Origin of the sequence: Pseudomonas subflava (assembly GCF_023823685.1) — a bacterium.
Classification (GTDB): domain Bacteria; phylum Pseudomonadota; class Gammaproteobacteria; order Pseudomonadales; family Pseudomonadaceae; genus Aquipseudomonas; species Aquipseudomonas subflava.
On the sequence record NZ_JAMXBF010000005.1, the window covers coordinates 390913 to 415661 of the forward strand.

General features: G+C 63.5%; 21 protein-coding genes and 2 tRNA genes. 20 read left to right on the forward strand and 3 right to left on the reverse strand.

The window, feature by feature from the left end:
- Positions 1-51: 51 nt before the first annotated feature.
- Complete coding sequence (locus NF616_RS08500; RefSeq protein ID WP_252272797.1) at positions 52-570, reverse strand: outer membrane protein assembly factor BamE; 519 nt, start codon at positions 568-570, stop codon at positions 52-54.
- 97 nt (positions 571-667) lie between these two features.
- Here NF616_RS08500 and fur point away from each other — a divergent pair, with 97 nt between their 5' ends.
- Positions 668-1078, forward strand: coding sequence for a ferric iron uptake transcriptional regulator (fur, locus tag NF616_RS08505; protein ID WP_137971020.1), 411 nt, complete (start codon positions 668-670; stop codon positions 1076-1078).
- Between the two features lie 59 nt (positions 1079-1137).
- Here the strand turns inward: fur and recN are convergent, their stop codons facing one another.
- Positions 1138-2811, reverse strand: coding sequence for a DNA repair protein RecN (recN, locus tag NF616_RS08510; protein ID WP_252272798.1), 1674 nt, complete (start codon positions 2809-2811; stop codon positions 1138-1140).
- A 92-nt stretch (positions 2812-2903) separates the two neighbouring features.
- Here recN and grpE point away from each other — a divergent pair, with 92 nt between their 5' ends.
- The 8 genes from grpE to NF616_RS08550 all read left to right on the forward strand — a co-directional run bounded on the left by grpE (position 2904) and on the right by NF616_RS08550 (position 13152).
- Complete coding sequence (gene grpE / locus NF616_RS08515) at positions 2904-3527, forward strand: nucleotide exchange factor GrpE (RefSeq protein WP_350493486.1); 624 nt, start codon at positions 2904-2906, stop codon at positions 3525-3527.
- 108 nt (positions 3528-3635) lie between these two features.
- Positions 3636-5552: a molecular chaperone DnaK gene (gene dnaK / locus NF616_RS08520; RefSeq protein ID WP_252272800.1), complete on the forward strand. Its 1917-nt coding sequence runs from the start codon at positions 3636-3638 to the stop codon at positions 5550-5552.
- 116 nt (positions 5553-5668) lie between these two features.
- Positions 5669-6799: a molecular chaperone DnaJ gene (gene dnaJ / locus NF616_RS08525; protein ID WP_252272801.1), complete on the forward strand. Its 1131-nt coding sequence runs from the start codon at positions 5669-5671 to the stop codon at positions 6797-6799.
- Between the two features lie 84 nt (positions 6800-6883).
- Positions 6884-7687, forward strand: a complete 804-nt coding sequence (dapB, locus tag NF616_RS08530) for a 4-hydroxy-tetrahydrodipicolinate reductase (protein ID WP_252272802.1) — start codon at positions 6884-6886, stop codon at positions 7685-7687.
- 185 nt (positions 7688-7872) lie between these two features.
- Positions 7873-9009, forward strand: coding sequence for a glutamine-hydrolyzing carbamoyl-phosphate synthase small subunit (carA, locus tag NF616_RS08535; protein ID WP_252272803.1), 1137 nt, complete (start codon positions 7873-7875; stop codon positions 9007-9009).
- A 36-nt stretch (positions 9010-9045) separates the two neighbouring features.
- Positions 9046-12267: a carbamoyl-phosphate synthase large subunit gene (carB, locus tag NF616_RS08540; RefSeq protein ID WP_252272804.1), complete on the forward strand. Its 3222-nt coding sequence runs from the start codon at positions 9046-9048 to the stop codon at positions 12265-12267.
- A complete protein-coding gene (gene greA / locus NF616_RS08545; protein ID WP_252272805.1) occupies positions 12264-12740 on the forward strand; it encodes a transcription elongation factor GreA in 477 nt (158 codons plus the stop codon). The genes carB and greA overlap by 4 nt, the downstream gene beginning before the upstream one ends.
- A gap of 10 nt (positions 12741-12750) precedes the next feature.
- Positions 12751-13152: a DUF4149 domain-containing protein gene (locus NF616_RS08550; protein ID WP_252272926.1), complete on the forward strand. Its 402-nt coding sequence runs from the start codon at positions 12751-12753 to the stop codon at positions 13150-13152.
- A gap of 127 nt (positions 13153-13279) precedes the next feature.
- On the opposite strand, the gene yhbY is transcribed toward NF616_RS08550, so the two are convergent.
- Positions 13280-13591 (reverse strand): ribosome assembly RNA-binding protein YhbY, encoded by a 312-nt coding sequence (gene yhbY, locus NF616_RS08555; RefSeq protein ID WP_252272806.1) that lies wholly within the window; start codon positions 13589-13591, stop codon positions 13280-13282.
- 445 nt (positions 13592-14036) lie between these two features.
- Here yhbY and ftsH point away from each other — a divergent pair, with 445 nt between their 5' ends.
- From ftsH to rbfA, 11 genes are all read left to right on the forward strand, one after another.
- A complete protein-coding gene (gene ftsH / locus NF616_RS08560) occupies positions 14037-15941 on the forward strand; it encodes an ATP-dependent zinc metalloprotease FtsH (RefSeq protein ID WP_252272807.1) in 1905 nt (634 codons plus the stop codon).
- A gap of 9 nt (positions 15942-15950) precedes the next feature.
- Positions 15951-16802: a dihydropteroate synthase gene (gene folP / locus NF616_RS08565; RefSeq protein WP_252272808.1), complete on the forward strand. Its 852-nt coding sequence runs from the start codon at positions 15951-15953 to the stop codon at positions 16800-16802.
- Positions 16803-16816: 14 nt separating this feature from the next.
- On the forward strand, positions 16817-18154 hold the full coding sequence (gene glmM / locus NF616_RS08570; protein WP_252272809.1) for a phosphoglucosamine mutase: 1338 nt from the start codon (positions 16817-16819) through the stop codon (positions 18152-18154).
- Positions 18155-18219: 65 nt separating this feature from the next.
- Positions 18220-18975 (forward strand): triose-phosphate isomerase, encoded by a 756-nt coding sequence (gene tpiA / locus NF616_RS08575; protein ID WP_252272810.1) that lies wholly within the window; start codon positions 18220-18222, stop codon positions 18973-18975.
- 3 nt (positions 18976-18978) lie between these two features.
- A complete protein-coding gene (secG, locus tag NF616_RS08580; RefSeq protein ID WP_252272811.1) occupies positions 18979-19359 on the forward strand; it encodes a preprotein translocase subunit SecG in 381 nt (126 codons plus the stop codon).
- A gap of 10 nt (positions 19360-19369) precedes the next feature.
- Positions 19370-19455 (forward strand) — tRNA-Leu (locus tag NF616_RS08585).
- A gap of 96 nt (positions 19456-19551) precedes the next feature.
- Positions 19552-19628: transfer RNA gene (locus tag NF616_RS08590), tRNA-Met, on the forward strand.
- A 133-nt stretch (positions 19629-19761) separates the two neighbouring features.
- Positions 19762-20220 carry a ribosome maturation factor RimP gene (gene rimP / locus NF616_RS08595; RefSeq protein WP_252272812.1) on the forward strand — a complete coding sequence of 153 codons (459 nt, stop codon included), beginning with the start codon at positions 19762-19764 and terminating at the stop codon, positions 20218-20220.
- A gap of 47 nt (positions 20221-20267) precedes the next feature.
- Positions 20268-21749 carry a transcription termination factor NusA gene (gene nusA, locus NF616_RS08600; protein WP_252272813.1) on the forward strand — a complete coding sequence of 494 codons (1482 nt, stop codon included), beginning with the start codon at positions 20268-20270 and terminating at the stop codon, positions 21747-21749.
- Between the two features lie 27 nt (positions 21750-21776).
- The gene (infB, locus tag NF616_RS08605) at positions 21777-24272 is read left to right on the forward strand and encodes a translation initiation factor IF-2 (RefSeq protein WP_252272814.1); all 2496 of its coding nucleotides are present in this window, start codon (positions 21777-21779) and stop codon (positions 24270-24272) included.
- Between the two features lie 99 nt (positions 24273-24371).
- Positions 24372-24749: a 30S ribosome-binding factor RbfA gene (gene rbfA, locus NF616_RS08610; RefSeq protein WP_252272815.1), complete on the forward strand. Its 378-nt coding sequence runs from the start codon at positions 24372-24374 to the stop codon at positions 24747-24749.

Consider the following 24749-nt stretch of genomic DNA (forward strand, 5'->3'; position numbering starts at 1 on the left):
GCAGGCATGAAAAAGCCCGGCACTGGCCGGGCTTTTTTCTGGGCGCCGCGCTTACTGCGGCTGCGGGTCGAGCGGCTCGGGGATCGGCACCGGGATGGGCTCGGCGGCGTCCACTTCGTCCTGGATCTGCTCCAGCAGGGAACCCGGCTTGGCCGGTTCTTCCGTCGGTTGTTCGGTCTGCGGCTGCTGCACGTTGGTGTCGCTGCCTTCGCCCATGATTTCCTGGTCGCGGCTGACGCCGGGCATGAAGTCGCCGGCCAGGCCGATCAACTGGTCGTTGCCGTCGAACATCAGGCTCACGCGCTCCTGATAGCGCTGACGACCGCCCGGCTGGATGCTGTACAGGTAATCCCAGCGCTTGGCATGGAAGGTATCGGTGATCAGCGGGTTGCCCATGATAAACCGCACTTGGCGTTGGGTCATTCCGGGCTTCAACTGGTCTATCATGTCCTGCGTAACGACGTTGCCCTGCTGGATATCGATCTTGTAGACCCCGGGAAACGAACAGCCGGCGAGTGCGAACAGACCCACGAGGGTGAGGCTGGGCAGCAAGAGCTTGGTGTTTTGCATCGGTGGGTGACTTCCACTATCTTGGCTGGGCAAATTAAACCCCGATCATACCCGCATAAACGGGAGCTGCGAAGCAGCAACCACGAGAAAGCCGACCATGGTTGAAAACAACGAACTGCGCAAAGCTGGCCTCAAGGTCACCCTGCCGCGTGTGAAAATTCTGCAAATGCTCGACTCGGCCACCTCCGGCCAGCGCCACATGAGCGCCGAGGATGTGTACAAGGCGCTGATGGAGGCCGGCGAAGACGTGGGCCTCGCCACCGTCTACCGGGTACTCACCCAGTTCGAGGCCGCCGGCCTGGTCGAACGCCACAATTTCGACGGCGGTCACGCCGTGTTCGAGCTCGCCGACAGTGGCCACCACGACCATATGGTCTGCGTGGATTCCGGTGAGGTGATCGAGTTCTTCGATCCGGAGATCGAGAAGCTGCAGAAAGAGATCGTCAAGCAGCACGGTTTCGAGCTGGTCGACCACAATCTGGTGCTGTACGTGCGCAAGAAGAAATAAGCGCAGGTTCAACCGAATAAAAAGGCGCCCTGCGGGGCGCCTTTTTTTGTGGCTGTGGCTCAGGCCTGGGCCTTGGTCACCATCTTGCGGGCGTGGGCCAGGGATTCCTCGGTGAGGTCGACGCCGCCGAGCATGCGCGCGATCTCTTCGATTCGGCCTTCCGGCGTCAGGTTGGCCACTGCCGTCTGCGTGCTGTCCTTGCCGCGCGCCTTGTGCACGAACAGATGCTGGTGACCCTGCGCCGCCACCTGCGGCAGGTGGGTCACGGTCAGCACCTGACCGCGCTCGCCGAGGCGGCGCAGCAACTGGCCGACCACCTCGGCGGTGGGGCCGCCGATGCCGACGTCCACCTCGTCGAATACCAGGGTCGGCACGCGTGAGGTCTGCGCGGTGATCACCTGGATGGCCAGGCTGATGCGCGACAGCTCGCCACCCGAGGCGACCTTGGCCAGCGACTTGATTGGCTGGCCGGGGTTGGCGCTGACCAGGAACTCGACCTGTTCGAGGCCATGCGGCTGCGGCTCGTCGCTGCCGGCGGTCGACAGCTCGATGTTGAAGCGGCCGCCGGGCATGCCAAGATCCTGCATTTCCACCTGCACGGCGCTCGCCAGGCGTTCGGCGGCCTGATGGCGCAGGGTGCTCAGTTCGGCGGCCTTCTCCTGATAGTGACGCGCGTAGGCGGCCAGCTCTTCGCCGAGTCGCTCGACCGCCTCGTCGTCGGCATTGAGGCTCTCGAGTTCTTCCAGCAGGCGCTGCTGCAGTTCGGCCAGTTCGAAGGGCTGTACGCGGTGTTTGCGCGCCAAGCTGTAAATGGCGTCCAGGCGTTCCTCGATCTGCTGCTGGCGCTGGGGATCGGCGTCGAAGTGATCGACGAAACGATTCAGTTCGCCGACCGCTTCCTCGACCTGGATCTGTGCGCTGGCCAGCAGGTTGGTCGCCTCGCCCAGCGCGCTCGGCTGGCTGGTGAAACCGCTGAGCCGGTTGAGGCTGGCGGTGAGTGCCGACAGCACGTTGCCGGCGTCGCTCTCGCTGCACAGCTCGAGGACCTGGCGACAGGCGCCGAGCAGTTGTTCGGCGCTGCTCAGGGTCTTGTGGTCCTGCTCCAGCTGTTCCAGTTCGTTGTCGCCCAGGGCCAGGTTCTCCAGCTCTTCCAGTTGGTAGCTGAGCAATTGGTGACGGGCGCGCTGCTCGTCGCCGGTCGAGGACAGGCGCTGCAGCTCCTGGCGGGTCTGGCGCCAGCGCTGGGCGGCCAGCTGCACCTGGCGCGCCAGCTCCTGGCTGCCGGCATATTCGTCGAGCAGGCGGCGATGGGTGTCGGGCTTGAGCAGCGACTGGTGCTCGTGCTGGCTGTGGATATCGATCAGCAGCTCGCCCAGGGCCTTGAGGTCGCCGAGCGGGCAGGGCGCGCCGTTGATGTAGCCGCGCGAGCGGCCCTCGCTGGTGATGACGCGGCGCAAGATGCATGGGCCGTCGTTGTCCAGGTCGCGTTCGGCGAGCCAGGCGCGGGCCTCGGCGATGTCCTCAAGATCGAAGCTGGCGAGAATGTCGGCCTTGTCCGCGCCGGGGCGCACTACGCCGCTGTCGGCGCGGTCGCCCAGGGCCAGGCCGAGGGCATCGAGCATGATCGACTTGCCGGCGCCGGTCTCGCCGGTGATCACGGACATGCCGCGTTCCAGCTCCAGATCCAGGTGTTCGACGATAGCGTAATTGTGGATGGACAGGTGCACCAGCATGGAGAGCGACCTCGATAATTTGTGCTGGGTATTTATACAGTGTTTTGTTTTGCCGCGGCAATAACCCTTGAAACCTTGTGCGTGGCCCCCATATAGGCGGCAAGAAGCGCGGGTCAGAACCCGCCGAGCAATCACAGGAGGACCCAATGGCAGACGAGCAGAACCTGGACAACCCGACCCCGGAAGAGCAACTGGCGCCCGAAGCGGCCGTCGGCGACGAGGCGGCGGCACGCGTGCAGGCCCTCGAGGAGCAACTGGCAGCGGCCCAGGATCAGTCCCTGCGCATGGCGGCCGACCTGCAGAACGTGCGTCGCCGCGCCGAGCAGGATGTGGAGAAGGCGCACAAATTCGCGCTGGAGAAGTTCGCCAACGACCTGCTGCCGGTGGTCGACAGCCTAGAGCGCGGGCTGGAGATGACCAGCGCCGCCGACGAGGCGAGCAAGGCCATGCGCGAGGGCATGGAACTGACCCTCAAGCTGTTCCAGGACACCCTCAAGCGGCATCAGCTGGAGGCGGTCGACCCGCACGGCACACCGTTCAATCCCGAGCATCACCAGGCCATGGCGATGGAGGAGAGCACCCACGTCGAGCCGAACACCGTGCTCAAGGTGTTCCAGAAGGGCTACCTGCTCAGCGGCCGTCTGTTGCGTCCGGCCATGGTGGTCGTGAGCAAGGCGCCGCTGGCACCGCAGCCTTCGATCGACGAGCAGGCTTGAAATAGTCGGTAACGGCCCCATCTACAAGGCAAGCGATTCATTAGCTGACGGCGCGCGACAAGGCGCGACGTACTCAAGGTTAAAGACAGAGTTTCGGAGACAGTGAACATGGGCAAAATCATCGGTATCGACCTGGGGACCACCAACTCCTGCGTCGCCATCCTGGAAAACGGCAGCGTCAAGGTCATCGAGAACGCCGAGGGTGCGCGTACCACCCCGTCGATCATCGCCTACACCAACGACGGCGAGACCCTGGTCGGCCAGAGCGCCAAGCGCCAGGCCGTGACCAACCCGCACAACACCCTCTACGCGGTTAAGCGCCTGATCGGCCGCCGCTTCGAGGAAGACGTGGTGCAGAAAGACATCAAGATGGTCCCCTACAAGATCGCCAAGGCCGACAACGGTGACGCCTGGGTGGAAGTGAAGGGCCAGAAGATGGCGCCGCCGCAGATCAGCGCCGAAGTGCTGAAGAAGATGAAGAAGACCGCCGAGGATTACCTGGGCGAGACCGTAACCGAAGCGGTGATCACCGTGCCGGCCTACTTCAACGACAGCCAGCGCCAGGCCACCAAGGATGCCGGTCGCATCGCCGGTCTGGACGTCAAACGCATCATCAACGAGCCGACCGCGGCCGCGCTGGCCTATGGCATGGACAAGGCCAAGGGCGACCACACCGTGATCGTCTACGACCTGGGCGGCGGTACCTTCGACGTGTCGGTGATCGAGATCGCCGAAGTCGACGGCGAGCACCAGTTCGAGGTGCTGGCCACTAACGGTGACACCTTCCTCGGCGGCGAAGACTTCGACATCCGTCTGATCGACTACCTCGCCGACGAATTCAAGAAGGAATCCGGCATTGACCTGAAGGGCGATCCCCTGGCCATGCAGCGCCTGAAGGAAGCCGCCGAGAAGGCCAAGATCGAGCTGTCGTCCGCTCAGCAGACCGACGTCAACCTGCCGTACATCACCGCCGATGCGACCGGTCCGAAGCACCTCAACGTGAAGATTTCCCGCGCCAAGCTGGAAGCCCTGGTCGAGGAACTGGTGTCCCGCACCATCGAGCCGTGCCGCATCGCGCTGAAAGACGCCGGTCTGGACGTGGGCAGCATCGACGAGGTGATCCTGGTCGGTGGCCAGACTCGCATGCCGCTGGTGCAGCAGAAGGTCGCCGAGTTCTTCGGCAAGGAGGCGCGCAAGGACGTCAACCCGGACGAAGCGGTGGCCATCGGTGCCGCCATCCAGGGCGCCGTGCTGGCCGGTGACGTCAAGGACGTGCTGCTGCTCGACGTGTCCCCGCTGACCCTGGGCATCGAGACCATGGGCGGCGTGATGACCCCGCTGATCGAGAAGAACACCACCATCCCGACCAAGAAGTCGCAGGTGTTCTCCACCGCCGACGACAACCAGAGCGCCGTGACCATCCACGTGCTGCAGGGCGAGCGCAAGCAGGCCGCACAGAACAAGTCGCTGGGCAAGTTCGACCTGGCCGAGATCCCGCCGGCGCCGCGTGGCGTGCCGCAGATCGAGGTGACTTTCGACATCGACGCCAACGGCATCCTGCACGTCGGCGCCAAAGACAAGGCCACCGGCAAGCAGCAGTCGATCGTGATCAAGGCCAACTCTGGCCTGTCCGACGACGAGATCGAGCGCATGGTGCGTGACGCCGAGGCCAACGCCGAGGAAGACCGCAAGTTCGAGGAGCTGGCCGCGGCCCGCAACCAGGGCGACGGTCTGGTCCACGCCACTCGCAAGATGGTCACCGAGGCCGGTGACAAGGCCACGGCCGACGAGAAGGCGGCCATCGAGAAGGCCATCGGCGATCTGGAAACCGCGCTGAAGGGCGACGACAAGGCCGAGATCGAGGCCAAGATCAATGCCCTGTCCGAGGCCACCACCCCGCTGGCGCAGAAGATGTACGCCGAGCAGCCGCAACCGGGCGCTGCCGCCCAGGGCGCGGATGAGGCCAAGGACGCCGGTGACGACGTGGTCGACGCCGAGTTCGAAGAGGTCAAGGACAACAAGTAAGCTCCCGCTTACTGAGGTGCCAGCCGGCCGCTTCGCGCGGTCGGCGATTCTCCGCGCGGGGGCTTGCTCCCGCGTTGGCGTGTCTGGAGCCTGTGAATCAAAGGTGTTGAGGATTTATGGCCAAACGTGACTTTTACGAAGTGCTCGGTGTGGAGCGCGGCGCCAGCGAGGCGGACCTGAAGAAGGCCTATCGCCGCCTGGCGATGAAGTACCACCCCGACCGCAATCCAGATGACAAGGCCGCGGAAGAGAAATTCAAGGAGGCCAACGAGGCCTACGAAGTGCTTTCCGATGCCGCCAAGCGCTCGGCCTACGACCAGTACGGCCATGCCGGCGTCGACCCGCAGATGGGTGGCGGCGGTGGTTTCGGTGCGGGCGGCGCGAACTTCTCCGACATCTTCGGCGATGTGTTCAGTGACTTCTTCGGTGGCGGCGGTCGCGGCGGTCAGCGTGGCGGTGCCCAGCGCGGCAGCGACCTGCGTTATACCCTCGAGCTGGACCTGGAAGAGGCGGTGCGCGGCACCACCGTGACCATCCGCGTGCCGACCCTGGTCGGCTGCAAGACCTGCGACGGTACCGGCGCCAAGAAGGGCACCAGCCCGGTGACCTGTACCACCTGCGGTGGCATTGGCCAGGTGCGCATGCAACAGGGCTTCTTCTCGGTCCAGCAGACGTGCCCGCGCTGCCACGGCAGCGGCAAGATGATCACCGACCCCTGTGGCAGCTGCCACGGTCAGGGCCGTGTGGAAGAGAGCAAGACCTTGTCGGTCAAGGTACCGGCGGGCGTCGACACCGGCGACCGCATCCGTCTGTCCGGCGAGGGTGAGGCGGGTTCCCAGGGCGGGCCGGCCGGCGACCTCTATGTAGTGGTCAACGTGCGCGAGCATCCGATCTTCCAGCGCGACGGCAAGCACCTGTACTGCGAGGTGCCGATCAGCTTCGCCGATGCGGCACTGGGCGGCGAACTGGAAGTGCCGACCCTGGACGGCCGCGTCAAGCTGAAGATCCCGGAGGGCACCCAGACCGGCAAGCTGTTCCGCCTGCGCGGCAAGGGCGTGGCGCCGGTGCGCGGCGGTGGCGCGGGCGACCTGATGTGCCGGGTGGCGGTGGAGACGCCGGTCAACCTGGACAAGCGTCAGCGCGAGCTGCTGGAGGAATTCCGCAAGTCGCTGGAAGGCGACAGCTCCCATTCGCCCAAGGCCAGCGGCTGGTTTGACGGCATGAAGCGTTTCTTCGGTGATATTTGAGTGAATGCCGCGGGCGGCGGGCCGGGGCGCGGGTAATCGTGCGTCGGGCCCGCCGTTCGAGGCTTGCAGCGTGGAGCTGAGGTTATGCGACGTATTGCAGTGATGGGCGCCGCCGGGCGCATGGGCAAGATTCTGATCGAGGCGATCGGCCAGGCGGAAGGCGCGCAGCTGACTGCGGCCGTCGACCGCCCCGACAGCAGTCTGATCGGCGCCGATGCCGGCGAGCTGGTGGCGCAGGGCAAGCTGGGCGTGACGCTCGCGGGTGATCTGGGTGCGGTACTTGATCGGTTCGACGTGCTGATCGACTTCACCCATCCGTCGGTGACCCTGAAAAACCTGGAAGTCTGCCGCCAGGCGGGCAAGGCCATGGTCATCGGCACCACCGGCTTCTCGCCGGAGGAGAAGCAGTTGCTGAGCGAGGCGGCCAAAGAAATTCCGATCGTCTTCGCCGCCAACTACAGCGTCGGCGTGAATCTCTGCCTCAAGCTGCTGGACACCGCCGCCCGCGTGCTGGGCGATGACGTGGACATCGAGATCATCGAGGCGCATCACCGGCACAAGGTCGACGCGCCATCCGGTACCGCGCTGCGCATGGGCGAGGTGGTGGCCAATGCCCTGGGGCGCGACCTGCAGAAGGTGGCGGTCTACGGGCGCGAGGGCCAGACCGGCGCCCGCGAGCGCGAGACCATCGGCTTCGCCACCGTGCGCGCCGGCGATGTGGTCGGCGATCACACCGTGCTGTTCGCGGCCGAGGGCGAGCGCGTGGAGATCACTCACAAGGCCTCCAGTCGCATGACCTTCGCCAAGGGCGCGGTGCGCGCCGCGCTTTGGCTGCAGGCGCAACCGGCCGGGCTTTATGACATGCAGGACGTGCTGGGGCTGAACTGAAATGCCTTTTTGGTCCATGCAATTGCTGGACCGAAAAGGGCCTTTCCTGTAAGCTGCCCGCTTTAGTGTGTCCACTAAAAGTTACGCAGAATGAATCAGATAAAGAAGCGGGGTGACGGTCAATACGTCATCCCGCTTTTTTACAACCTGCGTTTGAGCAAGCAGCAGATCTAAGGGAGGTCTTCTTGACTAAGCCAGCCATACTCGCCCTCGCTGACGGCAGCATCTTCCGTGGCGAAGCCATCGGGGCCGACGGGCATACCATCGGTGAGGTGGTGTTCAACACCGCCATGACCGGCTATCAGGAAATCCTCACCGATCCCTCCTATGCCCAACAGATCGTCACCCTGACCTACCCGCACATCGGCAATACCGGCACCACCCCGGAAGATTCCGAATCCAACCGGGTCTGGGCCGCCGGCCTGATCATCCGCGACCTGCCGCTGCTTTCCAGCAACTGGCGCAACAAGCAGCCGCTGGATGAGTACCTGAAGGAAAACGGCACCGTCGCCATCGCCGGCATTGACACCCGTCGTCTGACCCGCATCCTGCGCGAAAAAGGTTCGCAGAACGGCTGCATCCTGGCTGGCGAAGATGCCACCGAGGAAAAGGCCCTGGAGCTGGCGCGCAGCTTCCCCGGCCTCAAGGGCATGGACCTGGCCAAGGTGGTCAGCTGCACCGAGCGCTACGAGTGGCGCTCCAGCGTGTGGAACCTGAAGAGCGACAGCCACCCGGAAATCGATGCCAGTGAGTTGCCGTACCGCGTGGTGGCCTATGACTACGGCGTCAAGGTCAACATCCTGCGTATGCTGGTCGCGCGCGGCTGCCGCATCACCGTGGTGCCGGCGCAGACCCCGGCCAGCGAAGTGCTGGCCCTGAACCCGGACGGCGTTTTCCTCTCCAACGGCCCCGGTGACCCCGAGCCGTGCGACTACGCGATCCAGGCGATCAAGGAAATTCTCAATACCGAGATTCCGCTGTTCGGCATCTGCCTTGGCCACCAGCTGCTGGCCCTGGCCTCGGGCGCGAAGACCGTGAAGATGGGCACCGGCCACCACGGCGCCAACCACCCGGTACAGGACCTCGACACGGGTGTGGTGATGATCACCAGCCAGAACCACGGCTTCGCCGTGGACGAGGCCAGCCTGCCGGCCAACCTGCGGGCGATCCACAAGTCGCTGTTCGACGGCACCCTGCAGGGCATCGAGCGTACCGACAAGGACGCCTTCAGCTTCCAGGGCCACCCGGAAGCCAGCCCGGGCCCGCACGACGTCGCCCCGCTGTTCGACCGCTTCATCGAAGCCATGGCCAAGCGCCGTTAAGCCCCGCCGACTGACCCAAGGATTCGAGTAACCGCTATGCCAAAACGTACAGACATCAAAAGCATCCTGATCCTCGGCGCCGGCCCCATCGTCATCGGCCAGGCCTGCGAGTTCGACTACTCCGGCGCCCAGGCCTGCAAGGCCCTGAAGGAAGAAGGCTTCCGCGTCATCCTGGTGAACTCCAACCCGGCCACCATCATGACCGACCCGGCCATGGCCGACGCCACCTACATCGAGCCGATCAAGTGGGCCACCGTGGCCAAGATCATCGAGAAGGAGCGTCCGGACGCGCTGCTGCCGACCATGGGCGGCCAGACCGCGCTGAACTGCGCCCTGGACCTGGAAAAGCACGGCATCCTGGAAAAGTTCGGCGTCGAGATGATCGGTGCCAACGCCGATACCATCGACAAGGCCGAAGACCGCTCGCGCTTCGACAAGGCGATGAAAGACATCGGCCTGGCCTGCCCGGTTTCCGGCATCGCCCACAACATGGAAGAAGCCTACGGCGTGCTGGAGAAGGTCGGCTTCCCCTGCATCATCCGTCCGTCCTTCACCATGGGCGGCACCGGTGGCGGCATCGCCTACAACCGTGAAGAGTTCGAAGAGATCTGCGCCCGCGGCCTGGACCTGTCGCCGACCAGCGAGCTGCTGATCGACGAATCGCTGATCGGCTGGAAGGAATACGAAATGGAGGTGGTCCGCGACAAGAAGGACAACTGCATCATCGTCTGCTCCATCGAGAACTTCGACCCGATGGGCGTGCACACTGGTGACTCGATCACCGTGGCCCCGGCCCAGACCCTGACCGACAAGGAATACCAGATCCTGCGTAACGCCTCCCTGGCGGTGCTGCGCGAGATCGGCGTGGAAACCGGCGGCTCCAACGTGCAGTTCGGCATCTGCCCGAACACCGGGCGCATGGTGGTGATCGAGATGAACCCGCGCGTGTCGCGTTCCTCGGCGCTGGCCTCCAAGGCCACCGGCTTCCCGATCGCCAAGATCGCCGCCAAGCTGGCCGTCGGCTATACCCTGGACGAGCTGTCCAACGACATCACCGGCGGTCGCACCCCGGCGTCGTTCGAGCCGGCCATCGACTATGTGGTGACCAAGGTGCCGCGTTTCGCCTTCGAGAAATTCCCCAAGGCCGACGCCCGCCTGACCACCCAGATGAAGTCTGTCGGTGAAGTCATGGCCATCGGCCGGACCTTCCAGGAGTCCATGCAGAAAGCCCTGCGCGGCCTGGAAGTCGGCGTCGCCGGTTTCGACGAGAAGCTCGACCTGAACGACCCGGAAGCCGAGAGCACCCTGCGTCGCGAGCTGACCGTGCCGAGCGCCGATCGCATCTGGTACGTGGCCGACGCCTTCCGCGCCGGCAAGAGCGTCGCCGATGTGTTCGAGCTGACCCGCATCGACGAGTGGTTCCTGGTACAGATCGAAGACCTGATCAAGGACGAGGAGAGGGTCAAGACCCTCGGCCTGTCCGCCATCGACTACGACCTGATGTTCAAGCTCAAGCGCAAGGGCTTCTCCGATGCGCGCCTGGCCAAGCTGCTCGGCGTTTCCGAGAAGAGCCTGCGCGCCCATCGCCACAAGCTCAAGGTGCTGCCGGTGTACAAGCGCGTGGACACCTGTGCCGCGGAATTTGCCACCGACACCGCCTATATGTACTCGACCTACGAGGAGGAGTGCGAGGCCAATCCGTCGAGCCGCGAGAAGATCATGATCCTCGGCGGCGGCCCCAACCGCATCGGCCAGGGCATCGAGTTCGACTACTGCTGCGTGCATGCGGCGCTGGCCATGCGTGAAGACGGGTACGAGACCATCATGGTCAACTGCAACCCGGAAACCGTTTCCACCGACTACGACACCTCCGACCGTTTGTACTTCGAGCCGGTGACCCTGGAAGACGTGCTGGAAATCGTCCGCGTCGAACAGCCGAAGGGCGTCATCGTCCAGTACGGCGGCCAGACGCCACTGAAGATCTGTCGCGCCCTGGAAGAGGCGGGTGTGCCGATCATCGGTACCAGCCCCGAGGCCATCGACCGTGCCGAAGACCGCGAGCGCTTCCAGCAGATGGTGCAGCGCCTCGGCCTGCGCCAGCCGGCCAACGCCACCGCGCGCAGCGAAGACGAGGCCCTGGCTCTGTCGAAGAACATCGGTTACCCGATGGTCGTGCGTCCGTCCTACGTGCTGGGCGGTCGGGCGATGGAAATCGTCTACCAGGAAGAAGAGCTCAAGCGCTACATGCGCGAAGCGGTGAAAGTGTCCAACGACAGCCCGGTGCTGCTGGATCGCTTCCTCAACTGCGCCATCGAAGTGGACGTGGATGCGGTGTGCGACGGCGAGACCGTGGTGATCGGCGCGATCATGCAGCACATCGAACAAGCCGGCGTGCACTCCGGTGACTCGGCCTGCTCGCTGCCGCCGTACTCGCTGCCCAAGCACATCCAGGACGAGATCCGCGAGCAGGTCAAGAAAATGGCCCTGGAGCTCGGCGTGGTCGGCCTGATGAACGTGCAGATGGCCGTGCAGGGCGAAGACATCTACGTCATCGAGGTCAACCCGCGCGCCTCGCGTACCGTGCCGTTCGTCTCCAAGTGCGTCGGCGAGTCGCTGGCCAAGGTGGCGGCCCGCGTCATGGCCGGTAAGTCGCTGGCCGAGGCCGGTTACGCCGAGGAAGTGATTCCGCCGTACTTCAGCGTCAAGGAAGCGGTGTTCCCGTTTGCCAAGTTCCCCGGCGTCGACCCCATCCTCGGCCCGGAGATGAAGTCCACCGGTGAAGTCATGGGTGTGGGCGATACCTTCGGCGAGGCCTTCTCCAAGGCGCAGTTGGGCGCCAGCGAGATCCTGCCGAACACCGGCTGCGCGTTCATCAGCGTGCGCGAGGACGACAAGGAGCAGGCGGTTCAGGTCGCGCGCGATTTGGTCGAGCTGGGCTTCGAGGTCGTCGCCACCGCGGGCACCGCCAAGGTGATCGAGGCGGCGGGCCTGCCGGTGCGTCGCGTGAACAAGGTGACCGAGGGCCGTCCGCACGTCGTCGACATGATCAAGAATGACGAAGTCACCCTGATCATCAACACAACCGAAGGCCGTCAGTCCATCGCTGACTCCTACTCCATCCGTCGTAACGCTCTGCAGCACAAGATCTACTGCACCACCACCATCGCGGCCGGTCAGGCGATCTGTGAGGCGCTCAAGTTCGGTCCCGAGAAGACCGTGCGCCGGCTGCAGGATCTGCATGCAGGAATCAAGGCATGAACAAGTACCCCATGACCGTTCAGGGCGCTCGCGCCCTGGAGGAAGAGCTGGCCCATCTGACCAAGGTGGTGCGTCCCAAGCTCAGCCAGGACATCGGCGAGGCGCGCGAGCTGGGCGACCTCAAGGAAAACGCCGAGTACCACGCCGCCCGCGAACAGCAGGGCATGGTCGAGGCGCGTATCCGTGACATCGAGGGCCGCCTGCAGCACGCGGTGGTGATCGACGTCACCGCCATCGCTCACACCGGCAAGGTGATCTTCGGTACCACCGTGGATATCGCCAATGTCGAGACCGACGAGAGCGTGACCTATCAGATCGTGGGCGAGGACGAGGCCGATATCAAAGTCGGCAAGCTCTCGGTCAGCTCGCCTATCGCCCGCGCTCTGGTGGGCAAGGAAGAGGGCGATGTCGTGGCGGTGAAGACACCCAGTGGCCTGGTCGAGTACGAGATCGTCGAGGTCCGCCATCTTTAAGCGCGGCCCGCTGCGAGCCGGAGTCATCAGCTGGCAGCTGGCCCAGACCTTCTGGGTTGGCGGCCTGTGGCTGCTGCACTTCGTCATGCTGCCGGGACTGGAGAGGATGGGACTGGCGCCGCTGCTCGTCGAGGAGGTCAAGAACACCCTCAGTCCATTGCTGATCGGTTTCGCCGCCTTCTGCGCGCTGGTGCAAGGCATGGTGCTGGTGCAGGCGGAAGGCCTGCGCAGCCTGTGGCGTGACCTGCGCGGGCAATTGCTGCTGTTGGTGGTGGGGATGGTGGTGGTGTTCTTCGTTGTGCGCCAATACCAGCCAGACGCCGCTCGCTGGCTGCTGTTCAATTATCTGGTGGTCGCCCTGTGCGGGCTGGTGCTGATCCTGCAGCCGCTGCCGGAGCAGCGCAGCGAATAAGCGCAATCGCAGGGCGGGGGCGGGAGCTTGGCGTTCTCAGCTGCCGATTCGCAGACCCGCTTCGGCAGCTCTGTTTTCGCTGGTAGCGAGCCGCAGTTGACGGCTCGCAGTGGCCCGCAGGCTGGCGTCAGGCCTGGTAGCGATGGATGTTGGACAGGTTCTTGTTCGGCTTGGGATTCTTGCGATAGATCAGGGCCATCTTGCCGATCACCTGGACCAGTTCGCAGCGCGCGGCGCTCACCAACTCGTCGATCAGGGCGCGGCGATCCTCGCGCTCGGTCAGGCGGAACTGCACCTTGATCAGCTCGTGATCGTTGAGGGCGCGCTCCAGCTCGGCCAGCACGCCTTCGGTCAGGCCGTTCTCGGCCACGATCAACACCGGCTTGAGGTGGTGGCCGATGGATTTGAAGTGTTTCTTCTGTTCGTTGGTAAGCGCCATGATCTGACCCTGCTGCTGTGGTGGTCGGCCCGTTCGGAAGGCGGCCGTAGCCGTTGCTCCTTCTGCCGCATGCCGGCCGCAAAAACCGCGTAGTGTACCCGAGCCGGCCGGGCGCGCCCATTTCTATTCGAGCAAGGCCCAAGACTGGTCTCGGCAATGGTCTTGCGTCGGCGAAGCTGTTCGGTCAGGCCTTGTGTTTCCCGATATGGCCCCCATATGACAGCGGAAGGCCGGCTCGTTGGCACTGGCCCGTAAATGGCTCCGTGCCTAGACTGAACCGGTGCTCAGGACCGGGGTCGATTGGCCAAAGGTCTCATAAAGGGTTACAGACGGCTTCTGCCTGGGGCGGGGGTTGTGTAGTAAGTTAGGTTGGTAATCCACCAGCCGTCATGCGAAGCGCGTTTTCAGGACGAGGCTCGCTTCAGAGGGTAGCGAATTGAACGACATGGCAAAGAACCTGATCCTGTGGCTGATCATTGCAGCCGTCTTGGTCACGGTGATGAACAACTTCTCCAGCCCGAGCGACACCGGCAAGCTGAACTATTCCGAGTTCATCCAGCAGGTCCAGGAAGGTAAGGTCAAGCAGGTCACCGTCGATGGCTACATCATCAGCGGCAAGAACCTCGATGGCACCGTGTTCGAGACCGTTCGTCCGGCGATCGAAGACCGCGGTCTGATCAAGGATCTGATCGACAACAACGTCGAGATCGTCGGCAAGCAGCCCGAGCGCCAGAGCATCTGGACCCAGTTGCTGGTCGCCAGCTTCCCGATCCTGGTGATCATTGCCGTGTTCATGTTCTTCATGCGCCAGATGCAGGGCGGGGGTGGTGGTCGCGGCGGCCCGATGAGCTTCGGCAAATCCAAGGCGCGTCTGCTCTCCGAAGATCAGGTCAAGACCACGCTGGCCGATGTCGCCGGTTGTGACGAAGCCAAGGAAGAAGTCGGCGAACTGGTCGAGTTCCTCCGTGACCCGGGCAAATTCCAGCGTCTGGGTGGCCGTATTCCGCGTGGCGTGCTGATGGTAGGTCCGCCCGGCACCGGTAAGACACTGCTGGCCAAGGCCATCGCGGGTGAGGCCAAGGTGCCGTTCTTCACCATTTCCGGCTCCGACTTCGTCGAAATGTTCGTCGGTGTGGGCGCCAGTCGTGTCCGCGACATGTTCGAGCAGGCTAAAAAGCACGCCCCGTGCATTATCTTCATCGACGAGATCGACGCCGTCGGTCGCCATCGTGGCGCCGGCCTGGGTGGTGGTCATGACGAGCGCGAGCAGACCCTCAACCAGTTGCTGGTGGAGATGGACGGCTTCGAGATGAATGATGGGATCATCGTCATCGCGGCCACCAACCGTCCCGACGTGCTCGATCCGGCGCTGCTGCGTCCGGGGCGTTTCGATCGCCAGGTGGTGGTCGGTCTGCCCGACATCCGTGGTCGCGAGCAGATTCTGAAAGTGCACATGCGCAAGGTGCCGGTGGGTGACAACGTCGATGCCGCGGTCATTGCGCGCGGTACCCCGGGCTTCTCCGGCGCCGACCTGGCCAACCTGGTCAACGAGGCTTCGCTGTTCGCCGCTCGCGCCAGCAAGCGCCTGGTCGAGATGAAGGAATTCGAACTGGCCAAGGACAAGATCATGATGGGCGCCGAGCGCAAGTCCATGGTCATGTCTGAGAAGGAGAAGCTCAATACCGCGTACCACGAGGCTGGGCACGCTATCGTCGGGCGCTTGGTGCCCGAGCATGACCCGGTCTATAAAGTGTCGATCATTCCGCGTGGTCGTGCGCTCGGCGTGACCATGTTCCTGCCGGAAGAGGACCGTTACAGCCTGTCCAAGCGCGCACTGACCAGTCAGATCTGCTCGCTGTTCGGCGGTCGTATCGCCGAGGAAATGACGCTGGGGTTCGACGGTGTCACCACTGGCGCCTCCAACGACATCATGCGTGCCACCCGCCTGGCGCGGAACATGGTTACCAAGTGGGGCCTGTCCGAGAAGCTCGGTCCGCTGATGTATGCGGAAGAGGAGGGCGAGGTGTTCCTCGGTCGTAGCGCCGGTAGTCAGCATGCCAATGTGTCGGGTGAAACCGCCAAGGCCATCGACGAGGAAGTGCGCAGCATCATCGACGGCTGCTACGCCACCGCCAAGCGCCTGCTGGAAGAGAATCGCGACAAGCTCGACATGATGGCCGACGCGTTGATGAAGTACGAAACCATCGACTCCGATCAGATCGACGACATCATGGCTGGTCGCACTCCGCGGGAGCCGCGTGACTGGCAGGGCGGCTCGGGCACTCCCGCGCCCAAGGAGCAGGCCGAGCGTCCTGAAACGCCCATCGGTGGTCCTGCCGGCGAGCACTAAGGCCATCGAATGATCGTTCCGCAACACCCGATCCGGCTGCCCTGTGGCAGCCGGACGCTCGATCTGGCTCATCCGCACGTGATGGGCATTCTCAACGTCACTCCAGACTCATTTTCCGATGGCGGCCGCTTTGCTGCGCGCGACGCTGCGCTGCGCCATGCTGCCGAGATGGTTGCAGTCGGCGCGACGCTGATCGATGTCGGTGGCGAGTCCACCCGTCCCGGTGCGCGCCCGGTCTCGCCCACCGAGGAGCTGGAGCGTGTGGCGCCGGTGGTCGAGACCATCGCTGCCGAGCTGGATGTCATCATCTCCCTGGATACGTCCACTCCCGCCGTGATGCGCGAAGGGGCGCGGCTCGGGGCCGGCATGATCAATGACGTGCGTGCGCTGCGGCGTGAGGGTGCGCTTGAGGCTGCGGCCGAGACCGGGCTGGCGGTATGCCTGATGCATATGCTCGGGGAGCCGGGCACCATGCAGCAGAGCCCTCGATATGAGGATGTGGTGGCGGAGGTGGGGAATTTCCTAGCTCAGCGCCTGTCAGTCTGCACCGTGGCTGGAATCCCGCCAGAGCGTGTGGTGCTCGATCCTGGTTTCGGCTTCGCCAAGACCCTCGCGCACAACCTGAGTTTATTCAGGCGCCTGGAGGCGCTGCACGAGTTCGGGCGACCATTGCTGGTCGGCGTATCGCGCAAGAGTATGATTGGTCAGGCGCTGGGGCGTGAAGTCGACGAGCGCCTGCCGGGAAGCTTGGCTCTGGCGGCGCTGGCCGTGGCCAAGGGGGCCTGCATTTTGCGGGTCCACGACGTTGCCGAGACGGTCGATGCCGTGCGAATGATCGCTGCCGTGCAGGCGGCAGAATAAGAATCGGAGTGGCTATGAGCAGGAAGTATTTTGGTACCGACGGAATTCGCGGTCGCGTAGGTCAATTTCCGATCACTCCCGAGTTTATCCTCAAGCTTGGCTGGGCCGCTGGCATGGCATTCCGCAAGCAGGGCAAGTGCCGCATCCTGATCGGCAAGGACACGCGCATTTCCGGCTACATGTTCGAGTCGGCGCTCGAGGCCGGATTGGTTGCCGCAGGTGCCGACGTGATGCTGTTGGGGCCGATGCCCACGCCGGCCATCGCTTATCTGACGCGCACCTTTCAGGCCGAGGCTGGCATCGTCATCAGTGCCTCGCATAATCCGCACCATGACAATGGCTTCAAGTTCTTCTCGGGCAAGGGCACCAAGCTGCCGGACGAGATCGAGCTGATGATCGAGGAGCTTCTCGATCAGCCGATGACCGTGGTGGAGTCCGAACAGTTGGGCAAGGTCTCGCGCATCAATGATGCGGCCGGACGCTATATCGAATTCTGTAAGAGTAGCGTGCCGACTAGCACGACTTTCGCCGGACTCAAGTTGGTCATTGACTGCGCCCATGGCGCTACTTACAAGGTGGCGCCCAGCGTTTTTCGTGAGCTGGGTGCCCAGGTCTCGGTGCTCTCGGCGCAGCCGAACGGCCTGAACATCAACGACGATTGCGGTTCTACCCATGTCGACGCGCTGCAAGCCGAGGTGCTGGCGCAGCAGGCGGATATCGGCATCGCCTTCGACGGCGATGGTGATCGCGTGCTGATGGTCGACCACACTGGTGCGATAGTCGATGGCGACGAGCTGCTGTACATCATTGCGCGCGACCTGAAGGAACGCGGCAAGTTGCAGGGCGGCGTCGTGGGTACGCTGATGAGCAATCTGGGGCTCGAGCTCGCGCTTGGTGAGCTGGGCGTTCCCTTCGCTCGCGCCAAGGTCGGCGACCGCTACGTGATGGCCGAGCTGCTGCAGAGGGACTGGCAGCTGGGGGGGGAGAACTCCGGTCACCTGGTGTGCTGTCAGCACACCACCACCGGCGATGCGATCATCGCCGCGCTGCAGGTGCTGCTGGCGCTCAAGCGCGCTGGGCGAACTCTGGCCGAGGCGCGGCAGGCGGTGCGCAAGTGCCCGCAGGTGCTGATCAATGTACGGTTCTCTGGCGATGTCGATCCGGTCGAGCATGTAGCGGTCAAGGATGCCTGTGCCCGGGTCACCGACCTTATGGCCGGGCGCGGCCGGGTGCTGCTGCGCAAGTCCGGTACCGAGCCGCTGGTGCGGGTAATGGTCGAAGGCGACGACGAGGTGCAGGTGCGCGGTTATGCCGAGGAGCTGGCAAACGTGGTTGCCGAGGTTTGCGCCTGAATCGGCTTGCGAGGGGAGAGGCTCTTGGGTAACATCTGCGCCCACTTTGAACGACGAGGTCTGGCATGCGTCGCCCCCTGGTAGCTGGTAACTGGAAAATGCACGGTACCCGCGCCAGCGTCGCAGAGCTGATCAAGGGCTTGCGCCAACTAGCGCTACCCACCGGCGTCGAAGTTGCGGTTATGCCGCCCTGCTTGTATCTCAATCAGGTCATGGTGGGGCTGGAAGGTAAGTCCATTGCCGTCGGTGCGCAGAACTGTGCGGTCGAGCCCATGCAGGGCGCGTTGACCGGCGAGATTGCGCCGAGTCAATTGGCCGATGCCGGTTGCAGCATGGTTCTGGTCGGGCACTCCGAGCGTCGTTTGATTCTCGGTGAGCGCGACGAGCAGGTCAGTAGGAAGTTTGCTGCCGCTCAGTCCTGTGGTTTGGTTCCGGTGCTCTGTATCGGCGAGACCCTGGAGCAGCGTCAGGCTGGCAAGACTCTGTCGGTGGTGGGCGAGCAGCTGGGTAGCGTGATTGAGGAATTGGGCGTGGGGGCTTTCGCGAAAGCGGTAGTGGCCTACGAGCCGGTTTGGGCCATCGGTACCGGGCTGACGGCGACCCCGCAACAGGCTCAGGAAGTTCATGCAGCCATTCGCGCTCAGTTGAGTGCGGAGAATGCCGAGGTGGCGCGCGGTGTAAGAATTCTGTACGGCGGTAGTGTCAAGGCCGCCAACGCTGTCGAGTTATTCGGCATGCAGGATATCGACGGGGGGCTCATTGGTGGTGCCTCCTTGAATGCAGATGAGTTTGGTGCGATCTGTCGCGCTGCAGGAAACTGATAAATGCTGGAAACAGTCGTAATCGTCGTACATCTGCTGGGCGCCATCGGTGTCGTTGGTCTGGTTCTGCTGCAGCAGGGCAAGGGTGCCGACGCGGGGGCCTCGTTCGGTGCCGGTGCATCCGCAACCGTATTCGGTAGCCAAGGTTCTGCTACTTTTCTGAGTCGCTTTACTGCTATACTCGCCGCGGTTTTTTTCATTACCAGCTTGGGTTTAGCCTTCTTTGCTAAAGAAAAAGCTGATAATCTGACGCAAGCTGGTCTGCCGGATCCAGCGGTACTGGAAGTGCAGCAGAAGCCGGCCGTCGAAGACGTCCCGGTGCTCGAAGAGCAGAAGCCTGCGGTGGAGAAATCCGACGTGCCGGCGGCTCCGGAGCAAAAGTAATACCCTCTTTGCCGAGGTGGTGGAATTGGTAGACACGCTACCTTGAGGTGGTAGTGGCCATAGGCTGTAGGGGTTCGAGTCCCCTCCTCGGTACCATATGAAGGCAAGGCCCGCAGATCGCGGGCCTTGTCGTTTTCAGGAGCTCGGTTGACCCTCGGGGGTTAGATCCGTATACTTCTGGCCCAGCTTTGGCGCGGGGTGGAGCAGTCTGGTAGCTCGTCGGGCTCATAACCCGAAGGTCGTTGGTTCAAATCCAGCCCCCGCAACCAGTCGTAAAGAAGCCCCTTATTCAGGGGCTTTTTGCTAGCTGGACAGTCCGCCGCCGGCATCTTCAGTCGGGCGGCAAGATGGATGGGCGTTTCGCCCATTTTTTATTTCTACGACATGCGCGGAGGGCTTCGGGTGTCGAGCAAGCTGGAACAGTTGCAGGCCATGTTGGCCCCGGTGGTCGAGTCGCTCGGCTACCAATGCTGGGGGATCGAGTTCATTTCCCAGGGGCGGCATTCCCTGCTGCGCGTGTACATCGATCATGCCAACGGCATCCTGATCGAAGATTGCGAGACGGTGAGTCGGCAGGTCAGCGCTGTGCTGGATGTCGAGGACCCGATCAGCAGCGAATACACCCTGGAAGTGTCTTCGCCTGGCATGGATCGGCCATTGTTCACCCTCGAACAGTTCGCGGCTCATTCCGGCGAGCAGGTGAAGATCAAACTGCGTTCGCCCTTCGACGGACGGCGCAATTTCCAGGGCCTCCTCCGTGGTGTGGAGGAGCAGGACGTGGTGGTACTGGTGGATGACCACGAATTCCTGTTGCCGATCGATCTGATCGACAAGGCCAACATAATTCCCCGTTTTGACTGAGACGCGGATCCCGCGGATCCAATGGATTGCGAAAGGCGAGGCGTACGATGAGTAAAGAAGTACTGCTGGTTGTAGAGTCGGTATCCAACGAGAAGGGCGTACCGGCCGGTGTAATTTTCGAAGCGCTGGAGCTGGCTCTTGCGACGGCGACCAAGAAACGTTTCGACGACGAAGTCGAGCTGCGCGTGGCGATCAATCGCCATACCGGCAGCTATGAAACCTTCCGCCGCTGGGAAGTGGTTGCCGAGGAAGACCTGGAAAACCCGGCCGCCCAGCTGACCGTGGAAGAGGCTCAGGAGCGCGAAGCCGGTGCCAAACTCGGCGACTTCGTCGAAGAGCCGGTCGATTCCATCGAGTTCGGCCGCATCGCCGCGCAGACCGCCAAGCAGGTGATCGTGCAGAAAGTGCGCGAGGCCGAGCGTGCCCAGGTGGTCGACGCCTATCGCGAGCGTGTCGGTGAGATCATCTCCGGCACCGTGAAGAAGGTCACCCGCGACAGCGTGATCGTCGATCTCGGCAACAATGCCGAGGCCCTGCTGGCCCGCGAAGACATCATCCCGCGCGAGACCTTCCGCGTCGGCGCGCGTATGCGTGCCCTGCTCAAGGAAATCCGCACCGAGAACCGCGGCCCGCAGCTGATCCTGTCGCGCACCGCGCCGCAGATGCTGATCGAGCTGTTCACCATCGAAGTGCCGGAAATTGCCGAGGGCCTGATCGAAGTGATGGCCGCCTCCCGTGATCCGGGTTCGCGCGCCAAGATCGCCGTGCGTTCCAAAGACAAGCGTATCGATCCGCAGGGCGCCTGCATCGGCATGCGCGGTTCGCGCGTGCAGGCCGTCTCCGGCGAGATCGGCGGCGAGCGCGTGGACATCGTGCTGTGGGACGAGAACGTCGCCCAGTTCGTGATCAACGCCATGGCCCCGGCCGAAGTGGCGGCGATCATCGTCGACGAAGATGCCCATGCCATGGACATCGCCGTGGCCGAGGACAACCTGGCCCAGGCCATCGGTCGGGGCGGCCAAAACGTGCGTCTGGCCAGCCAGCTGACCGGCTGGACCCTGAACGTGATGACCGAGGCCGACATTCAGGCCAAGCAGCAAGCCGAGACCGGCGACATCCTGCAGAACTTCGTCGACGAACTGGATGTGGACGAAGAGCTGGCCCAGGTGCTGGTCGAGGAAGGCTTTACCAGCCTGGAAGAGATCGCCTACGTACCGATGGAAGAGATGCTCAGCATCGACGGTTTCGACGAGGACATCGTCAACGAGCTGCGCGCCCGTGCCAAGGACCGTTTGCTGACCAAGGCCATCGCCACTGAAGAAAAGCTGGCCGACGCCCAGCCTGCCGAAGACCTGCTGTCGCTGGACGGTATGGACAAGGGCCTGGCTCAGGAGCTGGCAGTGCGTGGCGTAATTACCCGCGAAGATCTGGCCGAGCAGTCGATCGACGACCTGCTCGACATCGACGGCATCGACGAAGAGCGTGCCGGCAAGCTGATCATGGCCGCCCGAGCCCACTGGTTCGAGTAAGCGGTTGCGGCCCGAGGAGAGAGATGCATGACGCAAGTCACGGTGAAAGAACTGGCCCAAGTGGTCGATACACCAGTGGAGCGCCTGCTGCAGCAGATGCGTGAGGCGGGTTTGCCGCACACCAGTGCCGAGCAAGTGGTAACTGATAACGAAAAGCAGGCCCTGCTCGCGCACCTGAAAGGCAGCCACGGCGAAAAGCTGGAAGAGCCGCGCAAGATCACCCTGCAGCGCAAGACCACCACCACCCTGAAGGTTGCCGGTAGCAAGACCATCAGCGTGGAAGTGCGCAAGAAGAAAACCTACGTTAAGCGTAGCCCGGACGAGATCGAAGCCGAGAAGCAACGCGAGCTGGAAGAGCAACGTGCCGTCGAAGAGGCTGCACGCCTGAAGGCCGAGGAAGAGGCGCGCAAGCAGGCCGAGGTCGAGGCTCGCAAGCAACAGGACGCCGCCGTTCTGGCGGTTGTGGCTCCGGCCGCCGACGAGACTCCAGCTGCCGCGGCTGCCGAAGTCGCTCCGGCCGTCGTCGAGCGCAAGAAGGAAGAGCCGCGTCGCCTCGAGAAGGAAAAAGAGAAGCCGGCTCGCAGCGATGACGACGACCGTCGCGATCGCAAGCACGCGCAGCATCGTCCTGCTCCCAAGGACAAGGCGCCGACTCCGCGCGTCGCTCCGCGCAGCACCGACGAAGAAGTCGATGGTTACCGCGGTCGCGGCGGCCGGATGAAGCCGAAGAAGCGTAACCAGCACGGGTTCCAGAGCCCGACAGGACCTATTGTGCGCGATGTAGCAATCGGCGAGACCATTACCGTTGGTGACCTGGCTGCCCAGATGGCGGTCAAGGGCGCCGAAGTGGTCAAGTTCATGTTCAAGATGGGCACTCCGGTGACCATCAACCAGGTGCTGGACCAGGAAACTGCTCAGCTGATCGCCGAAGAGTTTGGCCACAAGGTCAAGTTGGTCAGCGACAACGCCCTGGAAGAGCAACTGGCCGAATCGCTGAAGTTCGAAGGTGAAGCCTTCCATCGCGCGCCGGTAGTGACCGTGATGGGTCACGTCGACCACGGTAAGACCTCGCTGCTCGACTACATCCGTCGTGCCAAGGTAGCCGCTGGCGAAGCCGGTGGCATCACCCAGCACATCGGTGCCTACCACGTGGAAACCGACCGCGGCATGGTCACCTTCCTCGATACCCCCGGCCACGCCGCATTCACCCAGATGCGTGCTCGTGGTGCCAAGGCCACCGACATCGTCATCCTGGTGGTGGCGGCCGACGACGGTGTGATGCCGCAGACCCAGGAAGCCGTGCAGCACGCGAAAGCGGCTGGCGTGCCGATCGTGGTCGCGATCAACAAGATGGACAAGCCGGACGCCAACCCGGACAACATCAAGAACGGCCTGGCCGCGCTGGATGTGATCCCGGAAGAGTGGGGCGGCGATGCTCCGTTCGTAGGCGTTTCGGCCAAGGCCGGTACCGGCGTCGACGAACTGCTGGAAGCCGTGCTGTTGCAGGCCGAAGTTCTCGAGCTAAAAGCCACCCCGTCGGCTCCTGGCCGCGGTGTCGTGGTCGAGTCCCGTCTGGACAAGGGCCGTGGCCCGGTGGCCACCGTGCTGGTTCAGGACGGTACCCTGCGTCAGGGCGACATGGTTCTGGTCGGTGTCAACTATGGCCGCGTGCGCGCCATGCTCGACGAGAACGGCAAGCCGATCAAGGAAGCCGGTCCGTCGATTCCGGTCGAGATTCTCGGCCTGGACGGCACCCCGGATGCCGGTGACGACATGACCGTGGTCGCCGACGAGAAGAAGGCCCGCGAAGTGGCCCTGTTCCGTCAGGGCAAGTTCCGCGAGGTCAAGCTGGCCCGGGCTCACGCCGGTAAGCTGGAAAACATCTTCGAGAACATGGGCCAGGAGGAGAAGAAGACGCTCAACATCGTCCTCAAGTCCGACGTTCGTGGTTCTCTGGAAGCTCTGCAAGGCTCGCTCAGCGGCCTGGGCAACGACGAAGTGCAGGTACGCGTGGTCGGCGGCGGCGTCGGTGGTATCACCGAGTCCGATGCCAACCTGGCGCTGGCCTCCAACGCCGTGCTGTTCGGCTTCAACGTGCGTGCCGACGCCGGTGCGCGCAAGATCGTCGAGGCCGAAGGCATCGACATGCGTTACTACAACGTCATCTACGACATCATCGAAGACGTCAAGAAGGCGCTCACCGGTATGCTCGGCAGCGATGTTCGCGAGAACATCCTCGGCACCGCCGAAGTGCGTGACGTGTTCCGTTCGCCGAAGTTCGGCGCCGTCGCTGGCTGTATGGTCATCGAGGGTACCGTCCACCGTAACCGTCCGATCCGCGTACTGCGCGACGACGTGGTGATCTTCGAGGGCGAGCTGGAATCCCTGCGTCGCTTCAAGGACGACGTCGGCGAAGTGCGTAACGGCATGGAGTGCGGTATCGCCGTGAAGAGCTACAACGACGTCAAGGTCGGGGACAAGATCGAGGTGTTCGAGAAGGTCCAGGTGGCTCGTACGCTCTAAGCGCGAGTTGCAACACGCGACGCCCGGCCCCGCATCAGCGCGGCCGGGCGTTTGCCGCTTTTGAACCCGTACGCAAGCGCGGCGGGAGAGGTAGGAAAAATGGCCAAAGAATATAGCCGTACCCAGCGCATCGGTGACCAGATGCAGCGCGAACTGGCGCAGATGATTCCGCGTGAGGTCCGCGACCCGCGCCTGGGCTTCGTTACCATCACCGCCGTGGACGTCAGTCGCGATCTGGGCCACGCCAAGGTCTTCATCACCGTGATGGGCGAAAACGACGTCGAGAAGGTCAAGCTGAATCTGGAGATTCTCAACGAGGCCGCCGGCTATCTGCGCATGCTACTGGGCAAGTCGATGAAGCTGCGCAGCTTGCCGCAGCTGCATTTCCACTATGACGAAAGCATCTCTCGTGGCGCGCATCTCTCGGCGCTGATCGAGCGCGCCGTGGCCGAAGACAGCAAGCATCGGGACGACTGA